This is a genomic window from Streptomyces eurythermus, from assembly GCF_014649115.1.
Lineage (GTDB): Bacteria > Actinomycetota > Actinomycetes > Streptomycetales > Streptomycetaceae > Streptomyces > Streptomyces eurythermus.
The window spans coordinates 265,736-287,589 of record NZ_BMSK01000004.1 but is presented as its reverse complement, the minus strand read 5'-3'; the positions used below and the strand labels follow the sequence as shown (position 1 = coordinate 287,589).

Annotated in this window: 18 protein-coding genes; 9 read left to right on the top strand and 9 right to left on the bottom strand. The window is 73.3% G+C overall.

From position 1 onward, the window contains the following. The first annotated feature begins 116 nt into the window (after positions 1-116). The 3 genes from IE251_RS09160 to IE251_RS09150 all read left to right on the top strand — a co-directional run bounded on the left by IE251_RS09160 (position 117) and on the right by IE251_RS09150 (position 7,353). A complete protein-coding gene (locus IE251_RS09160) occupies positions 117-848 on the top strand; it encodes a VIT1/CCC1 transporter family protein (protein ID WP_189752396.1) in 732 nt (243 codons plus the stop codon). Between the two features lie 537 nt (positions 849-1,385). Next, on the top strand, positions 1,386-5,897 hold the full coding sequence (gene gltB / locus IE251_RS09155; protein WP_189752592.1) for a glutamate synthase large subunit: 4,512 nt from the start codon (positions 1,386-1,388) through the stop codon (positions 5,895-5,897). After that, the gene (locus IE251_RS09150; RefSeq protein WP_189752395.1) at positions 5,890-7,353 is read left to right on the top strand and encodes a glutamate synthase subunit beta; all 1,464 of its coding nucleotides are present in this window, start codon (positions 5,890-5,892) and stop codon (positions 7,351-7,353) included. Before gltB ends, IE251_RS09150 begins: the two co-directional genes overlap by 8 nt. 131 nt (positions 7,354-7,484) lie before the next feature. Here IE251_RS09150 and IE251_RS09145 read toward each other — a convergent pair whose 3' ends face one another. Then, positions 7,485-8,357, bottom strand: coding sequence for an aldo/keto reductase (locus tag IE251_RS09145; RefSeq protein WP_189752394.1), 873 nt, complete (start codon positions 8,355-8,357; stop codon positions 7,485-7,487). Between the two features lie 60 nt (positions 8,358-8,417). On the opposite strand from IE251_RS09145, the gene IE251_RS09140 reads away from it, so the two are divergent. Next, positions 8,418-8,759 carry a MerR family transcriptional regulator gene (locus tag IE251_RS09140; RefSeq protein ID WP_189752393.1) on the top strand — a complete coding sequence of 114 codons (342 nt, stop codon included), beginning with the start codon at positions 8,418-8,420 and terminating at the stop codon, positions 8,757-8,759. Positions 8,760-8,791: 32 nt separating this feature from the next. Here the strand turns inward: IE251_RS09140 and IE251_RS09135 are convergent, their stop codons facing one another. Together IE251_RS09135 and IE251_RS09130 are read right to left on the bottom strand one after the other, a co-directional pair. Next, entirely contained in the window at positions 8,792-9,745 is a 954-nt protein-coding gene (locus IE251_RS09135) for an acyl-CoA dehydrogenase family protein (RefSeq protein ID WP_189752392.1), read from the bottom strand. Then, entirely contained in the window at positions 9,745-10,884 is a 1,140-nt protein-coding gene (locus IE251_RS09130) for an acyl-CoA dehydrogenase family protein (RefSeq protein WP_189752391.1), read from the bottom strand. The genes IE251_RS09135 and IE251_RS09130 overlap by 1 nt, the downstream gene beginning before the upstream one ends. Positions 10,885-10,934: 50 nt before the next feature. Between IE251_RS09130 and IE251_RS09125 the strand changes: the two genes are divergently transcribed. Genes IE251_RS09125 through IE251_RS09115 form a run of 3 tightly spaced genes read left to right on the top strand, consistent with a single transcriptional unit; the run spans position 10,935 to position 13,539 of the window. After that, positions 10,935-11,720: an SDR family oxidoreductase gene (locus IE251_RS09125; RefSeq protein ID WP_189752390.1), complete on the top strand. Its 786-nt coding sequence runs from the start codon at positions 10,935-10,937 to the stop codon at positions 11,718-11,720. 26 nt (positions 11,721-11,746) lie between these two features. Further along, positions 11,747-12,358 (top strand): TetR/AcrR family transcriptional regulator, encoded by a 612-nt coding sequence (locus IE251_RS09120; RefSeq protein ID WP_189752389.1) that lies wholly within the window; start codon positions 11,747-11,749, stop codon positions 12,356-12,358. A 23-nt stretch (positions 12,359-12,381) separates the two neighbouring features. Next, a complete protein-coding gene (locus tag IE251_RS09115) occupies positions 12,382-13,539 on the top strand; it encodes an acetyl-CoA C-acetyltransferase (RefSeq protein ID WP_189752388.1) in 1,158 nt (385 codons plus the stop codon). A 30-nt stretch (positions 13,540-13,569) separates the two neighbouring features. On the opposite strand, the gene IE251_RS09110 is transcribed toward IE251_RS09115, so the two are convergent. The 4 genes from IE251_RS09110 to IE251_RS09095 are packed head-to-tail and all read right to left on the bottom strand — an operon-like array spanning position 13,570 to position 17,047. Then, positions 13,570-14,628 (bottom strand): NAD(P)H-dependent flavin oxidoreductase, encoded by a 1,059-nt coding sequence (locus IE251_RS09110; protein WP_189752387.1) that lies wholly within the window; start codon positions 14,626-14,628, stop codon positions 13,570-13,572. Positions 14,629-14,663: 35 nt separating this feature from the next. Next, positions 14,664-15,437: a CoA-transferase subunit beta gene (locus IE251_RS09105; protein WP_189752386.1), complete on the bottom strand. Its 774-nt coding sequence runs from the start codon at positions 15,435-15,437 to the stop codon at positions 14,664-14,666. After that, positions 15,434-16,285, bottom strand: coding sequence for a CoA transferase subunit A (locus IE251_RS09100; RefSeq protein WP_189752385.1), 852 nt, complete (start codon positions 16,283-16,285; stop codon positions 15,434-15,436). The genes IE251_RS09105 and IE251_RS09100 overlap by 4 nt, the downstream gene beginning before the upstream one ends. Beyond that, entirely contained in the window at positions 16,286-17,047 is a 762-nt protein-coding gene (locus IE251_RS09095; protein WP_189752384.1) for an enoyl-CoA hydratase family protein, read from the bottom strand. It lies immediately after the preceding gene. Positions 17,048-17,220: 173 nt separating this feature from the next. On the opposite strand from IE251_RS09095, the gene IE251_RS09090 reads away from it, so the two are divergent. Further along, a complete protein-coding gene (locus tag IE251_RS09090) occupies positions 17,221-17,976 on the top strand; it encodes an SDR family oxidoreductase (RefSeq protein WP_189752591.1) in 756 nt (251 codons plus the stop codon). 1 nt (position 17,977) lies between these two features. Continuing rightward, positions 17,978-18,883, top strand: coding sequence for an SDR family oxidoreductase (locus IE251_RS09085; protein ID WP_189752383.1), 906 nt, complete (start codon positions 17,978-17,980; stop codon positions 18,881-18,883). A gap of 36 nt (positions 18,884-18,919) precedes the next feature. On the opposite strand, the gene IE251_RS09080 is transcribed toward IE251_RS09085, so the two are convergent. Both IE251_RS09080 and IE251_RS09075 read right to left on the bottom strand, forming a co-directional pair. Beyond that, positions 18,920-19,801, bottom strand: a complete 882-nt coding sequence (locus tag IE251_RS09080) for a hypothetical protein (RefSeq protein ID WP_189752382.1) — start codon at positions 19,799-19,801, stop codon at positions 18,920-18,922. Between the two features lie 172 nt (positions 19,802-19,973). Next, the gene (locus tag IE251_RS09075; RefSeq protein ID WP_189752381.1) at positions 19,974-21,728 is read right to left on the bottom strand and encodes a glycoside hydrolase family 35 protein; all 1,755 of its coding nucleotides are present in this window, start codon (positions 21,726-21,728) and stop codon (positions 19,974-19,976) included. Positions 21,729-21,854: the final 126 nt, after the last annotated feature.

Genomic DNA, 21,854 nt, shown 5'->3' with positions numbered 1-21,854 from the left:
GGTTAGCCGAGCCTTTCCTTGCTGGCGGAGGGGGAGCCGACGGCGTAGATTTGGGCTTGTCAAAAAGTAGAATCGATCCAAAGTTAGCTTTGGCTAAGCTTTCCTGGGGGGCCCGCATGGCCATCATCGAAACCGAGGCGGCGCTGCACGAGGCGCACCGCGACAACCACACCCACCGTGACGTCAACGGGGGATGGCTGCGGCCCGCGGTCTTCGGCGCCATGGACGGCCTGGTCTCCAACCTCGCCCTGATGACGGGCGTGGCCGGCGGCTCCGTGAGCCAGCACACCATAGTCATCACCGGTCTCGCCGGCCTCGCGGCCGGTGCCTTCTCCATGGCGGCCGGGGAGTACACCTCCGTCGCCTCCCAGCGTGAACTGGTCGAGGCGGAACTCGACATCGAGCGCCGTGAGCTGCGTAAACACCCGCAGGACGAGGAGGCGGAGCTGGCCGCGCTGTACATGGCCCGCGGGGTGGAGCCGGAGCTGGCCCGGCAGGTCGCCCGGCAGCTGTCCAGCGATCCCGAGCAGGCCCTGGAGATCCACGCCCGCGAGGAGCTGGGCATCGACCCCGGCGACCTGCCCTCCCCGCTGGTCGCCGCCGTGTCGTCGTTCGGGGCGTTCGCGCTCGGCGCCCTGCTGCCCGTCCTGCCGTACCTGCTCGGTGCGACCGCGCTGTGGCCCGCCGTGCTGCTCGCCCTTGCCGGGCTCTTCGCCTGCGGTGCCGTGGTGGCCAAGGTGACCGCGCGGACCTGGTGGTTCAGCGGACTGCGGCAGCTCGCGCTGGGCGGTGCGGCGGCCGGTGTGACGTACGCCCTGGGCAGTCTGTTCGGAACGGCCGTAGGATAGCCCGACCGGTACTTATGCGATGGGCCGCATAAGTACCCGTTACTCGCTGGTTTCGACTGCTTTGCGACGGGGCATGAGCCGTAAGCGCTGTGGGCAATGACGCCTGCCGCGCCCCCTCGGGGCGGGTGATGACGCCCGCTCCGGCCCCCTCGGGCCGCCGGACGCCGATCCGACCGATCCTGTCCGGCACGGCCCCCACACGACGTCGCCGTCACCGCACGGCACCCGCCGTCCCGTACGGCACCGAGCCGTCACCGCACGGCATCGCCGCGTACGCGCGGCACCTCCGCCGCGACCGCGGCGTCCGCATGCTGGAACGAAGTATCCGGTTCCCGGGAACCGCTCCATCATGTAACCTGCACGAAATTTTGATCTCACCGTAGATCTCACGCAGAGGGCCAACGTCGTCCCTCGGCACCTGCCACATGCCACATGACGACGACGGGAGAGCCGATGCGTACGCCGCGCCAGCCGTCCCAGCACTCCAAGAACGGCCGGAACTGGTCGTTCATGGATGCTCGCCCTGCTGCGCAGGGTATGTACGACCCCCGCAACGAACACGACGCGTGCGGCGTCGGTTTCGTCGCCACCCTTACCGGCGAGGCGTCCCACACCCTGGTCGAGCAGGCACTCACCGTCCTGCGCAACCTGGAGCACCGTGGCGCCACCGGTTCCGAGCCCGACTCCGGCGACGGCGCGGGCATCCTCTCGCAGGTGCCCGACGCCTTCCTCCGCGACGTGGCCGGATTCGACCTTCCGGCGGCCGGTTCCTATGCGGTAGGCATCGCCTTCCTGCCGGAGGAGGGAACCGAGGACGCCGTCTCACAGATCGAGACGATCGCCGCGGAGGAGGGCCTGACGGTCCTCGGCTGGCGCGCCGTCCCGGTCGCCCCGGAGCTGCTGGGCGCCACCGCCCGCTCCACGATGCCGGTGTTCCGGCAGGTCTTCGTCACCGACGGCGCGAGCGAGGGCATCGCCCTGGACCGCAAGGCGTTCGTGCTGCGCAAGCGCGCCGAGCGCGAGGCCGGGGTCTACTTCCCCTCCCTGTCCGCCCGGACCATCGTCTACAAGGGCATGCTGACCACCGGCCAGCTCGAACCCTTCTTCCCGGACCTGTCCGACCGCCGGTTCGCCTCCGCGATCGCGCTGGTGCACTCCCGGTTCTCCACCAACACCTTCCCGTCGTGGCCGCTCGCGCACCCGTACCGGTTCGTCGCGCACAACGGTGAGATCAACACCGTCAAGGGCAACCGCAACTGGATGGTCGCCCGCGAGTCCCAGCTGGCCTCCGACCTGTTCGGCCCGCAGGAGAAGCTGGACCGCCTGTTCCCGGTCTGCACCCCGGACGCCTCCGACTCGGCCTCCTTCGACGAGGTCCTGGAGCTGCTGCATCTGGGCGGCCGTTCGCTGCCGCACTCCGTGCTGATGATGATCCCGGAGGCGTGGGAGAACCACGACTCCATGGACCCGGCCCGGCGCGCCTTCTACCAGTTCCACTCCACGATGATGGAGCCCTGGGACGGCCCCGCCTGCGTCACCTTCACCGACGGCACCCAGGTCGGCGCCGTGCTCGACCGCAACGGTCTGCGCCCCGGCCGCTACTGGGTCACCGACGACGGCCTCGTCGTCCTCGGCTCGGAGGTCGGCGTCCTCGACATCGACCCGGCCAAGGTCGTCCGCAAGGGCCGCCTCCAGCCCGGCCGGATGTTCCTCGTCGACACCGCCGAGCACCGCATCATCGAGGACGACGAGATCAAGGCGTCCCTCGCCGCCGAGAAGCCCTACGCCGAGTGGCTGGAGGCCGGCGAGATCGAGCTGGGCGACCTGCCCGAGCGCGAGCACATCGTGCACACCCACGCCTCGGTCACCCGGCGCCAGCAGACCTTCGGCTACACCGAGGAAGAGCTGCGCGTCATCCTCGCCCCGATGGCCCGCACCGCCGCCGAGCCGATCGGCTCCATGGGCACGGACTCCCCGATCGCGGCCCTGTCCGAGCGCCCGCGGCTGCTGTTCGACTACTTCACCCAGCTGTTCGCGCAGGTCACCAACCCGCCGCTGGACGCGATCCGCGAGGAGCTGGTCACCTCCCTGCGCAGCTCGCTGGGCCCGCAGGGCAACCTGCTGGAGCCGACCGCCGCCTCCTGCCGGTCCGTCGTGCTGCCCTTCCCGGTGATCGACAACGACGAGCTGGCCAAGCTCATCCATATCAACGCCGACGGCGACATGCCCGGCTTCAAGGCCGCCACGCTCTCCGGTCTGTACCGGGTCTCCGGCGGCGGTGACGCCCTCGCCGCGCGCATCGAGGAGATCTGCGCCGAGGCCGACGCCGCCATCGACAACGGCGCCCGGCTGATCGTCCTGTCCGACCGCCACTCCGACGCCGAGCACGCGCCGATCCCGTCGCTGCTGCTCACCGCGGCCGTCCACCACCACCTCATCCGCACCAAGCAGCGCACCCACGTGGGCCTGCTGGTCGAGGCCGGCGACGTCCGCGAGGTCCACCACGTCGCCCTGCTCATCGGCTACGGCGCCGCCGCGGTCAACCCCTACCTGGCGATGGAGTCGGTGGAGGACCTGCTGCGCGCGGGCACCTTCCTCAACGGCATCGAGCCCGAGCAGGCCATCAAGAACCTGATCTACGCCCTCGGCAAGGGCGTGCTGAAGGTCATGTCCAAGATGGGCATCTCCACTGTCGCCTCCTACCGCGGCGCCCAGGTCTTCGAGGCCGTCGGCCTGGACGAGGGCTTCGTGGAGAAGTACTTCAACGGCACCGCCACCAAGATCGGCGGCGTCGGCATCGACGTCATCGCCGAGGAGGTCGCCGCCCGCCACGCCAAGGCCTACCCGGCCTCCGGCATCGCCCCGGCGCACCGCGCGCTGGAGATCGGCGGCGAGTACCAGTGGCGCCGCGAGGGCGAACCGCACCTGTTCGACCCGGAGACGGTCTTCCGCCTCCAGCACTCCACGCGGGCCGGCCGCTACGACATCTTCAAGAAGTACACCTCCCGGGTGAACGAGCAGTCCGAGCGCCTGATGACGCTGCGCGGCCTGTTCGGCTTCAAGTCCGACCGCAAGCCGATCCCGCTCGACGAGGTCGAGCCGGTGAGCGAGATCGTCAAGCGCTTCTCCACCGGCGCCATGTCGTACGGCTCCATCTCCAAGGAGGCGCACGAGACCCTCGCCATCGCCATGAACCAGCTGGGCGGCAAGTCCAACACCGGTGAGGGCGGCGAGGACCCGGAGCGCCTGTACGACCCCGCGCGGCGCAGCGCCATCAAGCAGGTCGCCTCCGGCCGCTTCGGCGTGACCAGCGAGTACCTGGTCAACGCGGACGACATCCAGATCAAGATGGCCCAGGGCGCCAAGCCCGGCGAGGGCGGCCAGCTGCCCGGCCACAAGGTCTACCCGTGGGTCGCCAGGACCCGGCACTCGACGCCGGGCGTCGGCCTGATCTCCCCGCCGCCGCACCACGACATCTACTCCATCGAGGACCTGGCCCAGCTGATCCACGACCTGAAGAACGCGAACCCGCGGGCGCGGATCCACGTCAAGCTGGTCTCCGAGGTCGGCGTCGGCACGGTCGCGGCCGGTGTGTCCAAGGCGCACGCCGACGTCGTGCTGATCTCCGGCCACGACGGCGGCACCGGCGCCTCCCCGCTCACCTCGCTGAAGCACGCGGGCGGCCCCTGGGAGCTCGGCCTCGCCGAGACCCAGCAGACCCTGCTGCTCAACGGGCTGCGCGACCGGATCGTCGTCCAGACCGACGGCCAGCTGAAGACCGGCCGGGACGTGATCATCGCCGCGCTGCTCGGCGCCGAGGAGTTCGGTTTCGCCACCGCCCCGCTGGTCGTCTCCGGCTGCGTGATGATGCGCGTGTGCCACCTGGACACCTGTCCGGTCGGCATCGCCACCCAGAATCCGGTGCTGCGCGACCGCTTCGCCGGCAAGGCCGAGCACGTGGTGAACTTCTTCCGGTTCATCGCCGAGGAGGTCCGCGAGCTGCTGGCCGAGCTGGGCTTCCGCTCCATCGAGGAGGCCGTCGGCCACGCCGAGGTGCTGGACGTCGAGCGCGCGGTGGACCACTGGAAGGCGCAGGGCCTGGACCTGGAACCGCTGTTCCACGTGCCCGAGCTGCCCGAGGGTGCCGTCCGCCACCAGGTGGCCGCCCAGGACCACGGCCTGGAGAAGGCCCTGGACAACGAGCTGATCAAGCTCGCCGCCGACGCCCTGGCCGCGAACGACGCGACCGAGGCCCAGCCGGTGCGCGCCCAGGTCGCCATCCGCAACATCAACCGCACGGTCGGCACCATGCTCGGCCACGAGGTGACGAAGAAGTTCGGCGGCGCGGGCCTGCCCGACGACACCATCGACATCACCTTCACCGGCTCCGCCGGCCAGTCCTTCGGCGCGTTCCTGCCGCGCGGCATCACGCTGCGCCTGGAGGGCGACGCCAACGACTACGTCGGCAAGGGCCTGTCCGGCGGCCGGATCGTCGTCCGCCCGGACCGGGCCGCCGACCACCTCGCCGAGTACTCGACCATCGCGGGCAACACCATCGCCTACGGCGCCACCGGCGGCGAGCTGTTCCTGCGCGGCCGTACCGGTGAGCGGTTCTGCGTCCGCAACTCCGGCGCGCTGGTCGTCTCCGAGGGCGTGGGCGACCACGGCTGCGAGTACATGACCGGCGGTCACGCGGTCGTCCTCGGCCCGACCGGCCGCAACTTCGCGGCGGGCATGTCCGGCGGCGTCGCCTACGTCGTCGACCTCGACCGCGACAACGTCAACGCCGGCAACGCCGGTGCGATCGAGGCGCTGGACGAGACGGACAAGCAGTGGCTGCACGACGTGGTGCGCCGCCACGCCGAGGAGACCGGCTCGACCGTCGCCGCCAAGCTGCTGGCCGACTGGGACACGGCCGTGGAGCGCTTCAGCAAGATCATCCCCAGCACGTACAAGGCAGTGCTCGCCGCCAAGGACGCCGCCGAGCGAGCCGGTCTCTCCGAGACCGAGGTCACCGAGAAGATGATGGAGGCGGCGAGCAATGGCTGACCCGAAGGGCTTCCTGAACCACGGCCGTGAGGTCGCCAAGACCCGCCCCGTCGCCGAGCGGGTGAAGGACTGGAACGAGGTGTACGTCCCCGGCTCCCTGCTGCCGATCATCAGCAAGCAGGCCAGCCGCTGCATGGACTGCGGCATCCCGTTCTGCCACAACGGCTGTCCGCTGGGGAACCTGATCCCCGAGTGGAACGACTACGCCTACCGCGAGGACTGGGCCGCCGCCTCCGAGCGGCTGCACGCCACCAACAACTTCCCGGAGTTCACCGGCCGGCTCTGCCCGGCCCCGTGCGAGTCGGCGTGTGTGCTCGGCATCAACCAGGCGCCGGTCACCATCAAGAACGTCGAGGTCTCGATCATCGACAAGGCGTGGGAGACCGGGGACGTCGCCCCGCAGATCCCCGAGCGCCTGTCCGGCAAGACGGTCGCGGTCATCGGCTCGGGCCCGGCGGGGCTCGCCGCCGCCCAGCAGCTGACCCGGGCCGGTCACACGGTCGCCGTCTACGAGCGCGCCGACCGGGTCGGCGGGCTGCTGCGGTACGGCATCCCCGAGTTCAAGATGGAGAAGCGGCACATCAACCGCCGTATCGAGCAGATGCGCGCGGAGGGCACCCGGTTCCGCACCGGTGTGGAGATCGGCCGTGACATCAAGGCGACCGACCTGAAGAAGCGCTACGACGCGATCGTGATCGCCGCCGGTGCCACGACCGCCCGCGACCTGCCCGTTCCCGGCCGGGAGCTGAAGGGCGTCTACCAGGCCATGGAGTACCTGCCCCTGGCCAACAAGGTGCAGGAGGGCGACTACGTGGTGCCGCCCATCTCCGCCGAGGGCAAGCACGTCGTCGTCATCGGCGGCGGCGACACCGGCGCGGACTGCGTCGGCACCGCCCACCGGCAGGGCGCGGCCTCCGTCACCCAGCTGGAGATCATGCCCCGCCCGAACGACGAGCGGCACCCGGTCGCCCAGCCCTGGCCGACCTTCCCGATGCTCTACAAGGTCACGTCGGCCCACGAGGAGGGCGGCGAGCGGGTCTACTCCGTCTCCACCACCCACTTCGAGGGCGACGAGGACGGCAACGTCCAGTGGCTGCACCTCACCGAGGTGGAGTTCATCGACGGCAGGCTGACCCCGAAGCCCGGCACCGAGCGGAAGATCCCGGCCCAGCTGGTCACCCTCGCCATGGGCTTCACCGGCACCGACCGGGAGAACGGCCTGGTCGAGCAGTTTGGTCTAGACCTCGACGAACGGGGTAACATCGCCCGCGACGCCGACTTCCAGACCAACGTGCCGGGTGTGTTCGTCGCCGGTGACGCCGGCCGCGGCCAGTCCCTCATCGTCTGGGCGATCGCGGAGGGCCGCTCGGCCGCCCGCGGAGTCGACCGCTACCTGACCGGGGCCAGCGACCTGCCGGCCCCGATCCGCCCGACGGACCGCGCCCTGGCGGTCTGACGCGCGACACACCGGACCCCCCGGGTCCGCACAGACGTTACGTACAAAGGCGTACGGAACACTGACGGCGCCTGCCCGCCTGTCCCCGACCGGACACTGGGCAGGCGTCGTTGCATGTCCCCGCCCGGGCGTCACGCGCCCGCGTCGATCCGCTCGAACTGCTCCTCGGTGAGGGTGAGTCCGAGCGCGGCGACGTTCTCCGCCAGATGGGCGGGGGAGGAGGTGCCGGGGATCGGGACGATGTTCGGCGCGCGGTGCAGCAGCCAGGCCAGGGCGGTCTGCGCGCGGGTGGCGCCGAGTTCGGCGGCGACGGCGGCGAGCGGCCCGCCGTCGGCCGCGTGCGCGCCCATGGCGACCGGGAAGTACGGCAGGAAGGCGATGCCGGCCTTCGCGGTGTGGTCGATCACCGGGTCATGGCCGCGAGTGGCCAGGTTGTACACGTTCTGCACACTGGTGACCGGCGCGATGGCCGAGGCGGCGGTCAGCTCCGCCACCGTCACCTCCGACAGCCCGATGTGCCGTACCTTCCCTTCCTCCTGGAGCTGCTTGAGGGCGCCGATCTGGTCCTCGAGCGGATACTCGGGGTCGATGCGGTGCAGCTGGAACAGGTCGATGCGGTCGGTGCGCAGCCGGCGCAGGCTCAGCTCGGCCTGCTGCCGCAGGTATGCCGGGTGCCCATGGGTGATCCACTCGGTCGGGCTCGGCCGCAGCACACCCGCCTTGGTGGCGATCACGACACCGTCGCGGTACGGGTGCAGCGCCTCGGCCAGCAGCTCCTCGTTGGTGCCCAGCGCGTAGGCGTCGGCGGTGTCGAAGAGTGTCACGCCCAGCTCGGCGGCGCGGCGCAGCAGCCGTACGGCGTCGGCGCGGTCGGTGGGGGCGGTCCAGATGGGCGCGGTCCTGCCGGACCGCTCGTGCGGGGCGTTCGCCAGGCGCATCGCGCCGTAGCCGATCCGCCGGACCTCCAGGTCGCCGCCGATGCGGAATACAGTCGGGTTCGTCATGGCTGTGACGCTAGGAGCTGACATGGATGTGAGCTTCAAGAGGTTGTGAGGGGGTTCACAGTGAGGATCGGGGAGCTGGCCCGCACGACCGGCGTGAGCGTCCGGCTGCTGCGGTACTACGAGGAGCAGGGCCTGCTCGTCGCCGGCCGCACACCCGGCGGGCAGCGCGTGTACGACGACAGCGCCCCCCGGACCGTACGCCGGATCCGCGCCCTCCTGGACGCCGGACTGCCCACCCGGGTCATCCGCGAGGTCCTGGACTGCGTGTGCGGCGGTGAGACCGAGGTCGAGCCGTGCCTGACCCCGGTGCTGGTCGAGCAGTTGCAGGGCATCGAGGAGCGCATCGCCCGGCTGGAGGGCTCCCGCGCCTCGCTGACCCGGCTGCTGACCACCACCTCCTGACCCCGGGCCCGACCCTGGGCGGGCACCACCTCCTAAAGCCCTTGGGCGAGCACCAGGTCCCGGCACTCCTCGGGCGTGCCCCACGCCGAGCGCAGCGCCCGGGCCTTGGTCAGCCACAGGGACAGGTCGTACTCCGCCGTGTACCCGATCGCGCCGTGCAGGTGCAGCGCCGTCCGCGCCGTCGTGTACGCCGCCTCGCCCGCGGCCAGCTTGGCGGCGGCCACCTGCGCCGGGCACTGGGACACCGCCGCGCCGAACACCAGGGGGCGGGCGAACTCCAGGGCGGTCTTCGCGTCGGCCAGGCGGTGTTTGACGGCCTGGAAAGAGCCGACGGGCACACCGAACTGGGTGCGTCGCCGTACGTGGTCCACCGTCCGGTCGAGCAGCGCCAGCCCCACGCCGAGGGCCTGGGCGGCGGTGGCCAGCCGGGTCCACACGAGCGCCCGGTCGTACGGCGCGTCGGCGCACAGGAGTTCACCGGCGGGGGCGAGCCGGGTCAGCCGGCGGGCCGGGTCCAGGGACCGGCGCACCGGGCCGGGCGGCGCCGTGGACAGATACAGGCCCTCGGGCCCCGGGCGCAGCCGCACCGAGGCCGCGTCGCCGTCGACGGCCCAGCCCCCGGGCGCCGCCACCGTCGCCAGCTCCGTCCCCGCCGCCAGCCCGGGCAGGAAACGCCCGGCCGACGCGGAACCGGCGAGGAGCACGGCCGCACCGGCCGTCTCCGCCAGCGGACCGGGCACCGCGTGCCGGCCCAGCTCCACGAAGGCCGCCGCCAGTTCCACCGGATGCGGCCCCGCCCCGCCGTACTCCTCCGCCACCGCGAGCCCGAACACTCCCGCCCCGGCGATCCGCGACCACAGCGCGCGCCCGCGCGCGTGGTCGCCGCGGGCCCAGTCCCGGGCCACCGCCGGGGTGTCGGCGGCGGTCAGCAGGGCGTGCAGCGAACCGGCGAAGGCCCGCTGCCCGGCGTCGAGGAGGAAGCGCATCAGCGGCGTCCCTTCGGCAGGCCGAGCAGCCGCTCGGCGACGATGTCCCGCTGGATCTCGTTCGTGCCCGCGTAGACGGGCCCGGCCAGGGCGAAGACATACCCCTCCGCCCAGGCGCCGTCGGCGAGTTCGCCCTCCGGGCCCAGCAGGTCCAGCGCCGTCTCGTGCAGCGCCAGGTCCAGCTCGGACCAGAACAGCTTGTTCATGCTGGACTCCGGCCCGAGCCGGGCGCCCTCCAGCAGGCGGGAGACGGCGGCGTAGGCGAACAGCTGGTAGGCGCGCGCCGCGGTCAGGGCGTCGGCCACCCGGGCCCGGGCGTGCCCGGGCGAGCCCTGGGCCCGCCACAGCTCGCGCAGCCGCGCGGCGGCGGCCAGGAACCGGCCCGGGGAGCGCAGGGTGAGCCCGCGTTCGTCGCCCGCCGTGGACATCGCGATCCGCCAGCCCTGCCCCGGCTCGCCGATCACGTCCTCGTCCGGGACGAACACCTCGTCCAGGAACACCTCCGCGAACGCCGGTCTGCCGTCCAGCCGGCCGATCGGACGGACCGTCACCCCGGGGGCCGTGAGGCCGAACATCAGATACGTGAGCCCCTGGTGCGGCCTGGGTGCCGCCGGGTCGCTGCGGAACAGGCCGAAGGCCCGGTCGGCGAACGCGGCCCGGGAGGACCAGGTCTTCTGCCCGGTGAGCAGCCAGCCGCCGTCCGTCCGCGCCGCCCGGGAGGCCAGCGCGGCCAGGTCCGAGCCCGCCTCCGGCTCCGACCAGGCCTGCGCCCACACCGTCTCGCCGGTGGCCATCGGAGGCAGCACCCGCGCGCGCTGCTCCTCGGTGCCGTACGCGAACAGCGTCGGCGCGAGCAGGCTGATCCCGTTCTGCCCGACCCGGCCCGGCGCGCCCGCCGCCCAGTACTCCTCCTCGAACACCAGCCACCGCAGCAGCCCGGAGTCCCGGCCGCCGTACCGCTCGGGCCACGACACCACCGACCAGCGGTCCGCGGCCAGTTCGGCCTCCCAGGCGCGGTGGGCCGCGAAGCCCTCCGCCGTCTCCAGGGACGGCAACGGGGTGCGCGGCACATGCGCCGCCAGCCACGCCCGGGCCTCGGCGCGGAACTCCTCGTCCGCCGTGGAAAGCGACAGGTCCACCGCCGTCACCACCCTTCCCTAACAAGTGTTTGGTAGGTTAGCGTGGCCCTATGACAGGCGTCGAGAGCCCGGCCTACGTCCCCGGGCACGGACTGCTCCGCGGCCGCACCGCCGTCGTCACCGCCGCGGCTGGCACCGGCATCGGCGCGGCCACCGCCCGCCGCTTCCTGGAGGAGGGCGCACGGGTGCTGATCAGCGACGCCCACCCGCGCCGGCTCGAGGAGCACGAGCGGGAACTGGGCCGGGAGTTCCCCGGCGCGGTCACCGCGACGCCCTGCGACGTCACCGACGACGCCCAGGTGCGGGCGCTGTTCGAGACGGCCGCGGCCGCGCACGGCGGGCTGGACGTCGTCGTCAACAACGCCGGCCTCGGCGGCACCGCGGACCTCGCCGACATGACCGACGAGGAGTGGTCCCGCGTCCTGGACGTCACCCTCGGCGGCACCTTCCGCTGCACCCGCGCCGCCCTGCGCGCGATGCGCCGGGCCGGCGGCGGAGTCATCGTCAACAACGCCTCCGTCCTCGGCTGGCGCGCCCAGGCCGGACAGGCCCACTACGCCGCCGCGAAGGCCGGGGTGATGGCGCTGACCCGGTGCGCGGCCGTCGAGGCCGCCGCGTTCGGCGTCCGGGTCAACGCGGTCGCGCCCAGCCTCGCCCTCCACCCCCACCTGCAGAAGGTGACCACCCCCGGCCTGCTCGCCGAGCTGACCGGACGGGAGGCCTTCGGCCGGCCCGCCCGGCCCTGGGAGGTGGCCAACGTGATCGTCTTCCTCGCCTCCGGCTACTCCTCCTACATGACCGGCGAGGTCGTCGCCGTCAGCAGCCAGCACGCCTGACGGCCGGGGCAGATCACAATGGGTGCGTGCCGACCAAGAAAAAACCCCAGGTGACCGCGGCAGCGGCCCGGCGCGGCGAGCTCCTCAGCACCGCTGCCGAGGTCTTCGCCGAGCACGGCTACAACGCCACCACCGTCCGCCGGATCGCCGACCACGCCGGAATCCTCGCGGGCAGCCTCTACTACCACTTCGACTCCAAGGAGTCGATGCTCGAGGAGATCCTGCGGACCTTCCTCGACGAGCTGTGGGACGGCTACGACACCGTCCTCGCCTCCGGACTGGGGCCCCGCGAGACCCTCGAGGCCCTGGTCACCGAATCCTTCCGGGAGATCGACCGGCACCGCGCCGCCGTCGCGATCTACCAGAAGGAGAGCCGGCAGCTCGTCAGCCAGGACCGGTTCGCCTTCCTCGCCGAGTCCCAGCGCCGGTTCGAGAAGGCGTGGCTCAGCACGCTCGAACGCGGGGTCGCCGAGCGGGTCTTCCGCGCGGACCTGGACATCCGGCTCACCTACCGGTTCGTCCGGGACACCGTGTGGGTCGCCGCCTCCTGGTACCGGCCCGGCGGCAAGCACAGCCCCGAGGAGATCGCCCGCCAGTACCTGTCGATGGTGCTGGACGGGATCGCCGTACGCGAATAGCCCCTTTCCTGTAGGGAGTTTCCATGGCCGAGGCCTACATCGTCGAAGCGGTCCGCACACCCGTCGGACGGCGCGGGGGAGGACTCGGCGCGGTCCACCCGGCCGACCTGGGCGCCGGGGTGCTGACGGCGCTGATGGAACGCACCGGGATCGACCCGGCCGCCGTGGACGACGTGGTCTTCGGCTGTCTGGACACGGTGGGCCCGCAGGCCGGGGACATAGCCCGCACCTGCTGGCTGGCCGCCGGCCTGCCCGAGGAGGTGCCCGGTGTGACCGTCGACCGGCAGTGCGGCTCCTCCCAGCAGGCGGTGCACTTCGCCGCGCAGGCCGTGCTCTCCGGCACCCAGGACCTCGTGGTCGCGGGCGGGGTGCAGAACATGTCCCAGGTCCCCATCGCCTACGCCTCCCGGCAGGCGGCCGTCCCCCTCGGCCTGACCGACGGTCCCTTCCACGGCAGCACCGGCTGGCGCGCCCGCTACGGCGACCGGCCCGTCAACCAGTTCGCCGGCGCCGAGATGATCGCCGCCCAATGGGCCATCTCCCGCGCGGAGCAGGAGGAATGGGCCCTGCGCTCGCACCGGCGGGCGCTGCGCGCCATCGACATCGGCCGCTTCGTCCGCGAGACCGTCCCCTACGGACGGGTCACCGTGGACGAGGGTCCGCGCCGGGACACCTCCCTGGAGGCGATGGCCGCGCTCGAGCCCGTCCTCGAGGGCGGCACCGTCACCGCGGCCTGCTCCTCCCAGGTCTCCGACGGGGCCGCGGCCCTGCTGATCGCCTCCGAGCGCGCCGTACGCGATCACGGGCTGCGCCCGCGCGCCCGCGTCCACCACCTCTCCGCGCGCGGCGAGGACCCCATCCGCATGCTCACCGCGCCCATCCCGGCCACCGCGCACGCCCTGAAGAAGACCGGCCTGACCATCGACGCCATCGACCTAGTGGAGATCAACGAGGCCTTCGCCCCGGTCGTCCTCGCCTGGCTGAAGGAGACCGGCGCCGACCCCGGCAAGGTCAACGTCAACGGCGGCGCGATCGCCCTCGGCCACCCGCTCGGCGCGACCGGCGCCCGCCTGATGACGACCCTGCTGCACGAACTGGAGCGCACCGGCGGCCGGTACGGCCTCCAGACCATGTGCGAGGGCGGCGGCCAGGCCAACGTGACGATCATCGAACGGCTGTGACCGAGCGCCGAGGCCCGCCCGCGCCCGGGCTCATCGAGCGCCCCTCAGTTTCTCCAGTCCGGTCAGCACCTCCTCCGTCTCCCTCATGATCCGTTCCACCAGCTCCGCGCACGACGGCAGGTCGCCGATCACCCCGGCGACCTGCCCGGCCGCCATCACCCCCAGATCCGTACGGCCGTCCACCATCGCCGACCTCAGCAGCATCGGCGTGTTGGCCGCCAGCAGCGTCTGACTCCAGGTCAGGTCCTTGCCGTGCCGCAGGGCGAGGCCGTCTTGGAGCAGCTGCCGCCAGGTGAGCCCGGACAGCCGCCGGAAGCCGGCCGCCCGCCGCACCGCGTGCGCGAGGGCGCGGATCCGGCCCGACCGCTCCAGCGCCGCCACCAGGTCCGAGCGCAGCATCCGGTGCGGCAGGCCGTCCACCGCGCGGGTCACCGTGACATCCCGGACCGTCGCCGCGAGATACCGGGCCTTGACCGCGTCCGGCACCGTGGAGTCGGAGGTGAGCAGGAACCGCGTGCCCATCGCCACCCCGGCCGCCCCGTACGCCAGCGCCGCCACCAGCCCCCGCCCGTCGAAGAAGCCGCCCGCCGCCACGACCGGGATCCGCACCGCGTCCACCACCTGCGGCAGCAGCACGCTCGTCGCCACCTCGCCGGTGTGCCCGCCGCCCTCGCCGCCCTGCACCAGCACCGCGTCCGCGCCCCAGGCCGCCACCTTCTCGGCGTGCCGCCGGGCCCCGACGGACGGGATCACCACCACCCCCGCCGCCTTCAGCTCCGCGATCAGCCCGGGCGAGGGGGCCAGGGCGAAGGAGGCCACCCGGACCCCCTCCTCCAGCAGGATCCGGACCCGGTCGGCCGCGTCACCCGCGTCGGCCCGCAGGTTCACCCCGAACGGCGCCCCGGTGCGGGACCGGACCTCCCGTATCGCCTCCCGGAGCCGGTCGAGCGGCATCGTCGCGGAGGCCAGGATGCCGAGGGCACCGGCGTTCGCCGCCGCCGACACCAGGCGTGGTCCGGCCACCCATCCCATCCCGGTCTGCACGATCGGACACCGCACCCCGACCAGCCGGGTCAACGCCGTCTCCATCAGCCCCGCCCCCCGAGCCCGGTCCAGGTTCCCATTCAGGCCCTCCCCTCGGCCCGGTGCCGGTCTCCGTCGGCCGCCGCGCCCTCCGGTACCTCGCGCGTCCGGGAACCCGCCGGGTCCAGTACCTCGCGGATCAGACGCAGTTCCGCCGCCCCGGGATCGCGGGTGGGCGGCACGTCGGCCGGGACCGTCAGGGGAAAGCCCGTCGCCTCCCTGACCTGCCGGACGGTCACCCCCGGATGCACCGAGACCAGCCGCATGGAGTGGTCGGGAGTGGCGAAGTCCAGGACGGCGAGGTCGGTGACCACCCGGGCGATGCGGTGGTACCGGGCCGCGCCGCCCAGGCCGGCCGCCCGGTCGTACCCGACCCCGCACACCATGTCCACCCGCTCCACGAACACCCGCCGGGAATGCCTCGGCACCCAGTAACTCGTCGGGTTGTTCAGTGTGTTGACCGGCGCCCCGCGCACGCCGAGCAACTGTCTGCGCGGGCGGGCCCAGTCGCCGACGCAGGAGATGTTCTGGTTGCCGTACCGGTCGAGCTGGCTCGCGCCCATCATCACGTGCCGCCGCCCGCCCGCCACCAGTTCCAGGTGCTGCCGGTAGGGCAGCCAGCCCTCCGGGGTGCCGTCCGGCCGGACCAGCAGCGCCTCGCCGTCGGTCAGCAGCAGGTCCGGCGCGAAGGTGAGCCGGGCCAGCCGCGCGCCCAGCGACGGGATCAGACCCATCGGGGAGGCCAGGACCTCACCGGCGCCGCGCCAGACCTCGGCGCAGGCGACCACGCAGTACTCGGCGCGGGTGGCCCTCATCGCCCCGGCTCCGTCCGCCACTTCCCGACCGCCGCCCGGTACGCCGCCTCGTCGGCGCCGAGGAAGCGGCCGGCGAAGTCCGGCCAGGGCGTGGCCGCGTACCACCGCTGGAACTCCTCGTCCCTGCCGTACTCCGGGGCGCAGGACGTGAAGTGCGCGCCGTCCGGTGCCTCCACCACACCGGTCACCGCGAGCCGTTTGAGCAGCAGCGACCGTGGTCCGGCCGTCTTCGTCAGCTCCGCCGTGTCCACGATCCGTTCGCAGGAGACGTAGGCCGCGTCCGCCGCCTCGCAGAACAGGTCGTCGAAGTACGGGTCCGGGCCCAGGTACTGCCCGTTGCCCAGCCGGTCGGCGCGGTTGACGTGCACCAGCGCCGCGTCCAGTCGCAGCGGCGGCATCGCCACCAGCGTCTCCCCGTCCGCGTACGGCGACGTCACCGTTCTCAGCCCCGGGTTGACCCGCATGACGTCCGAGCCGACGCCCGCCCGGACCGGCAGGAACGGCAGCCGCTGCGCCGCCGCCCGCAGCCCGGACAGGAACATCCCCTCGTCGATCTCCATCAGCTCCAGGTCCCCGTGTTCGCGCGCCGCCCGGTAGTGCGGTTCCAGCGCAATGGAGTCCAGGGTGACGAAGGCCGTGACCAGTCTGCGGATGCGGCCGGCGGCGGCCAGCATGCCGACGTCCGGGCCGCCGCAGGAGACGACCGTGAGATCGCCGATGCCGGACCGCAGCAGCGCCCGGACCAGCGCCATCGGCTTGCGCCGGGAGCCCCAGCCGCCGATGCCGAGGGTCATGCCGCTCGCCAGCCGGGACACCACCTCCTCGGCGGTCATCGTCTTGTCGCCCATCTACGCCCCCTCCTTCCCCTGCCGCCCTTGCCTTCCGAACGTGTCGCGGACCCGGCCGGCCAGTCCGCTGAGGCCCGCCTCGAAGGTGAAGCCCTGCTCGAAGCGGTAGCTGCGGCGCACGTCCACCGGGTCGATGCCGTTGATCGCGGCCTTGGCCATGCGCAGCAGCCCGCCGTCCTTCGCGGCGATCTCCCGGGCCAGCCCCAGCGCCGCCTCCGGCAGCTCCGCGCGCGGCACCACCCGCCACACCGAGCCGTGCGCGTGCAGCTCGGCGGCGCTGACCGTGCGCCCGGTGAAATACAGCGTGCGCATCAGGTGCTGCGGGACCAGCCGGGCCAGATGGGTCGCCGCGCCCAGCGCGCCCCGGTCCAGCTCGGGCAGTCCGAAGACGGCGTCCTCGCTCGCCACCACCGCGTCCGCGTTGCCGATCAGGCCGATCCCGCCGCCCAGGCAGAAGCCCTGCACGGCCGCGACGACCGGTGTCCCGCACTCGTAGACCGCCGCGAACGCCTCCGCGCAGCCCTGGTTGGCGCCGATCAGGGCCTCCTGCCCGGCCGCCTGTATCTCCTTGATGTCCACGCCCGCGTTGAATCCCCGGCCCTCGGCGGCCAGCACCACACAGCGGGTCCCCGGGTCCCGGCCGGCCCCTCGCACGGCCTCGGCCAGGGCGAACCAGCCGCGCACCGGCAGGGCGTTGACCGGCGGGAAGTCGACGGTGACTACGGAAATCCCCTTTTCCGGGGACGAACAGGAGACACCCATGGGCGCATCAGCTACCTTTCCACCAAACATTTGTTAGGTGCGATGGCTTCGAAGCTAGCAGCCGACGCGGACCAGCGGGAGGCCCTGTGGACAACCCCCCTGTGGACAACCCCCCTGTGGACAACCGGCCTGCGGGCACCCCACCTGCGGGCGACCGTCCGGCGGACTCCTCACTGCGCGGCAGCACGGTCGTGGTCACCGGCGGCACCCGGGGCGTGGGCGCCGGGATCGCGCGGGCCTTCGCCGAGGCGGGCGCCCACGTCCTGGCCTGCGCCCGCCGGCCCCCCGACCGGCCCGCGCCCGGCATCGGCTTCGTCCCGCTGGACCTGCGCGACCCGCCCGCCGTCCGCGCCTTCTTCGCCGGACTGCCCCGCCTCGACGTACTGGTCAACAACGCCGGCGGCACACCCCACCGGCACCTCGCCGACGCCGGCGCCGAACGGCACGCCAAGGTCGTCGAGCTGAACCTGATCACCCCGCTGACCGCGTCCCTCGCCGCCTACGACCACCTCCGGCGCAGCCACGGCTCGATCGTGATGATCGGCAGCGTCAGCGGGAGCCGTCCCTCGCCCGGCTCGGCCGCCTACGGCGCGGCCAAGGCGGGGCTCGCCAGCCTGGCCGCGTCCATGGCCGTGGAGTGGGCGCCGGAGGTCCGGGTCAACACGCTCGTGGTCGGCATGGTCCACACCGAGCCGGCCCCCCTCCACTACGGCGGCCCCGAGGGGGTCGCCGCCGTCTCCCGCACCGTCCCGCTGGGCCGGCTCGCGCTCCCCGCCGACGTCGGCGCCGCCGCCGTGTTCCTCGCCTCCGACGCCGCCGCGTACATCAGCGGGGCCAGCCTGCAAGTGCACGGGGGCGGGGAACGGCCCGCGTTCCTGGACGCCGCCGCGCCCCACGTACCCGTACCGACTCCCCGGAAGGACAGCTGAGATGAGCGGTATCTGCGCGGGCCGGGTCGTCGCCGTCACCGGAGCCGGCCGGGGGCTCGGCCGGGCCCACGCCCTCGCCTTCGCCGCCGAGGGTGCCCGGGTCGTCGTCAACGACCTCGGCGTGGCGCTGGACGGCGCCCCGGACACCGGGAACCCGGCGGACGCCGTCGTGGCGGAGATCCGGGCGGCGGGCGGTGAAGCGGTGGCGCACGGCGCCGACATCGCCACCGGCGCGGGCGCGGCCGGCCTGGTCCGCACCGCCGTCGAGACCTACGGCCGGCTCGACACCCTCGTCAGCAACGCCGGGTTCCTGCGCGACCGCATGCTGGTCAACCTCGCCGAGGACGACTGGGACGCCGTGATCCGCGTCCACCTCAAGGGTCACTTCCTGCCGCTCAAGTACGCCGCCGGCTACTGGCGGGCCGAGGCCGGGGCCGGGCGCCTCCCCGTGGCCCGGGTCGTCCACACCAGCAGCGGGGCCGGTCTGCTGGGCTCGGTCGGGCAGGGCAACTACAGCGCCGCCAAGGCCGGGATCGTCGGCCTCACGCTCGTCGCGGCGGCCGAACTGGCCCGCTACGGCGTCCAGGTCAACGCCGTCGCCCCGGCCGCCCGGACCCGCATGACGGAACGTGCCTTCGCCACGGCCATGGCGGCTCCGGCCACCGGTTTCGACGCCATGGCACCCGAGAACGTCTCGCCGCTCGTGGTCTGGCTCGGCTCGGCCGGGAGCGCCGGGGTGACCGGCCGGGTGTTCGAGGCGGAGGGCGGCCGGATCACCGTCATGGAGGGCTGGCGCCCCGGCCCCACCGCCGACAAGGGCGCCCGCTGGACACCGGCCGGGGCGGGGGAGGCGGCCCGGAGACTGCTGGCGGAGGCGGAGCCGCCGGGACGGGTGTACGGGACGTAGGCCGACCCCGCCCGGCCCCCGGGCAGGGCAGGAGGGCTACGTGTCGCACTCCAGCACCGTCCGGCACAACCCGCACCGCGCCCGCACCCGCCCCTGTACCGGCACCCTGATCCGCTGGTGGCAGGTGGGACAGGGGAAGGAGACCCGGAGCCGGCCGCCGGGGCCGGCGGCGAAGGCGTACGGCGTGGCCGGCGGGCCGTCGCAGGCGTGCCGGCGGTCGTGGGCGTAGCGGCGGCGGCCCGCCCAGCCGGCGGCGGCCAGCGGCGGCTGCTGCCCGTCCCGGCGGGCCCGGTCCCTGCCCTTGACGTAGGCGGTGTAGGCCTGCGGACTGGTGAACCACAGGGACGGGTCCTCGCCGAACAGCAGCGCCCGCTTGGCCAGGACGTAACCGAACTCCTCCGGGGTGAGATAGCCCAGCTTCTGGGAGGAGACCGCGTCCTGGCGGTAGGCGTCCAGCAGCAGCCAGCCCGCGCCCAGGTAGGCCGCCGCCGTGTCCGTCAGGATCTCGTTCTCCGCCGTGCCGGGGAAGGCCAGGTCCAGCCGGTGCAGATAGACGTGCGCCACCTCGTGGGCGAGGGCCGCGCCGATGTCGGCGCGATGGGTGCGGAACCGGTCGTTCAGCTCGACGAAGTACTCGGGGCCCGCCGCCAGTTCCACGTTCGCCGCGTGGGTCATCTCCCGGAAGCCGACGATCAGCCGCGCGTCCGGCAACCGGAAGTGCCGCACGATCTCCCGGGCCACCCGCTGCGCGCCCAGATGCAGGTCGTCCGTATCGCAGAAGGCCACGTCGGCGGGGGCCACGCTGGCCGAGAACGTCTCGATGGTGTCCCGGGACAGCCGCCGGTACAGCGCGGTGACGGCGGCCCGCACCGTCTCCAGGTGCGGGTAGCCGTGCTCGACCGGTCCGCCGTTGGCCACGTCGGCACCCCCTGAAGCCGCCGGAACTCCTCTCCACTGTAGGCGGGAGGGACCCCGGCGGAACCGTATGCGGAAGGGGGCCCGGCGAAACCGTACGAGGGAGGGTCCCGGCGAACGGCGCCTTGCCGGGGGAGCCGCGGGCACCCGGCCCGGCAGACCGCGCCCGCGGCCCTCACACCGGCAGCAAGCGCGGAGCCGGCGCGTCCGGCCGCCCTTCGTCCAGGTCCAGCACCCACACCTCGTTCTCGCCCTCCCGCAGCACCGGCCCGGGCACATACAGCGACCGCTGGGGCCCCGCCGACCAGTAACGTCCCAGGTTGAAGCCGTTGACCCAGACGAACCCCCGGGTCCGGCCGGGCAGCTCCAGCCGGGCGTCCCCGGCCCCCCGGACCGTCACCGAGCCCCGGTACAGCCCCGGCGCGTGCCTGCCGGGCGGCGCACCGAAGGGCACCGCGGCCACACCGTCGTCGAACGCGTCCAGATCGAGCCCACGCGCGCGTACCCCGTGCAGATACTGCCGCTCGTGCAGGATGCCGCCGGTGATCCCCTTCGGCTCCCCGAGCCGGGGCCCGTAGTTCACCCGCCCCAGGGACTCCACCCACAGCTCCACGCGCGCGTGCCCCGCCACCGGCTCCGCCAGCCGCGGCTCCGCCTCCGTGAGCACCCCGGCCCGCTCCCCGTCGACGTACACCACGGCGAGGTCGCGCAGCCCGCGCACGGTCAGCGGGTACGCCCGGCGCGGGCCGGGCACCTCGACCGCGTAGCGGACCAGGCCCCGGGTGATCCCCAGCTCCTCGAACACCGGCGGCACCGGCGTGACCGTCTCCGGCCCGCCCAGCGCCCCCAGCACCTCCGCCAGGGACGCCCAGCCGGTGAGCGCCGCCTCGGCCGGGGCGCCCAGCACGGCGGGCGGCGGCGGCAGCCCGGGCAGCGGACCCGGCACGTACCCGGCCAGCACCTCGCTGAAGCGCCGGAACTTCTCCGTGGGGCGGCCGTACTCGTCCACCGGCGCGTCGTAGTCGTAGGAGGTCACGTCCGGCTCCAGCAGTCCCTCGTGCAGCGCACCGCCCCGGTTGGCGCCCGCCCAGCCCCCGAAACTCGTGCCGCCGTGCGCCAGGTAGAGGTTCACCGACGCCCCGCACTCCAGGATCTCCCGCAGCGCCCCAGCGGCCTCGGCCGGATCCCGTACGGCGTGCTCGCCGCCCCAGTGGTCGAACCAGCCGCACCAGAACTCCATGCACATCAGCGGCCCCTCCCCGCGGTGCCGGCGCAGCGTGTCGAACGCCACGCGCGCGTGGGAGCCGAAATTCACCGTGGCGAGCACCCCCGGCAGCGAACCCCCGGTCAGCATGTGGTCCTCCGGACCGTCCGAGGTGCACAGCGCCGCGGTGACCCCCTCGGCCCGCAGCAGACCGGCCAGCTCCTCCAGATAACCGGTGTCGCTGCCGTAGCTGCCGTACTCGTTCTCCACCTGGACCAGGACCACCGGGCCGCCCCGGTCGCTCTGACGGGGCACGATCTCGCGCAGCAGCCGGGCGAACCAGATACGCACGCGGGCCAGCCAGCGCGCCTCACGCGTACGCGCGCGCGTGCCCACCTCGCCCGTGAGCCACGCCGGAAGCCCGCCGTTCTCCCACTCGGCACAGATGTACGGACCCGGCCGCACGATCGCCCACATCCCCGCCGCGCCGACCGCGTCCAGGAACCGGCCGACCGCCCCCACGTCCCGGAAGGTCCCCGGGCGCGGCTCGTGCAGATTCCACGGGACGTACGTCTCCACGCAGTTCAGGCCCATCGCCCGCAGCATGGCCAGCCGGTGCCCCCACTGGGCCTCGTGCACCCGGAAGTAGTGCAGCGACCCGGACAGCAGCCGCACCGGGCGCCCGTCCACGCGGAACCCCGATTCCCCCACCGTGAACTCGCTCAAGCGCCCTCCCCGCCGCGGCCTCCTGCGTCCGCCCCAGCCTCGCCCCCTTCCGGCACCCGGCGCCATGGACGAAGATCGGCGCTGCTTGGACAAAACCGCGCCGCGCGGCCCGCCGGGAGGAGCGCC

Coding starts and splice junctions, on each gene's coding strand:
- IE251_RS09085 (WP_189752383.1), top strand. CDS start 17,978: ATGAGCGGTATCTGCGCGGGCCGGGTCGTCGCCGTCACCGGAGCCGGC.
- IE251_RS09110 (WP_189752387.1), bottom strand. CDS start 14,628: ATGGAGACGGCGTTGACCCGGCTGGTCGGGGTGCGGTGTCCGATCGTG.
- IE251_RS09125 (WP_189752390.1), top strand. CDS start 10,935: ATGACAGGCGTCGAGAGCCCGGCCTACGTCCCCGGGCACGGACTGCTC.
- IE251_RS09160 (WP_189752396.1), top strand. CDS start 117: ATGGCCATCATCGAAACCGAGGCGGCGCTGCACGAGGCGCACCGCGAC.
- IE251_RS09150 (WP_189752395.1), top strand. CDS start 5,890: ATGGCTGACCCGAAGGGCTTCCTGAACCACGGCCGTGAGGTCGCCAAG.
- IE251_RS09105 (WP_189752386.1), bottom strand. CDS start 15,437: ATGAGGGCCACCCGCGCCGAGTACTGCGTGGTCGCCTGCGCCGAGGTC.
- IE251_RS09115 (WP_189752388.1), top strand. CDS start 12,382: ATGGCCGAGGCCTACATCGTCGAAGCGGTCCGCACACCCGTCGGACGG.
- gltB (WP_189752592.1), top strand. CDS start 1,386: ATGTACGACCCCCGCAACGAACACGACGCGTGCGGCGTCGGTTTCGTC.
- IE251_RS09100 (WP_189752385.1), bottom strand. CDS start 16,285: ATGGGCGACAAGACGATGACCGCCGAGGAGGTGGTGTCCCGGCTGGCG.
- IE251_RS09095 (WP_189752384.1), bottom strand. CDS start 17,047: ATGGGTGTCTCCTGTTCGTCCCCGGAAAAGGGGATTTCCGTAGTCACC.
- IE251_RS09135 (WP_189752392.1), bottom strand. CDS start 9,745: ATGCGCTTCCTCCTCGACGCCGGGCAGCGGGCCTTCGCCGGTTCGCTG.
- IE251_RS09145 (WP_189752394.1), bottom strand. CDS start 8,357: ATGACGAACCCGACTGTATTCCGCATCGGCGGCGACCTGGAGGTCCGG.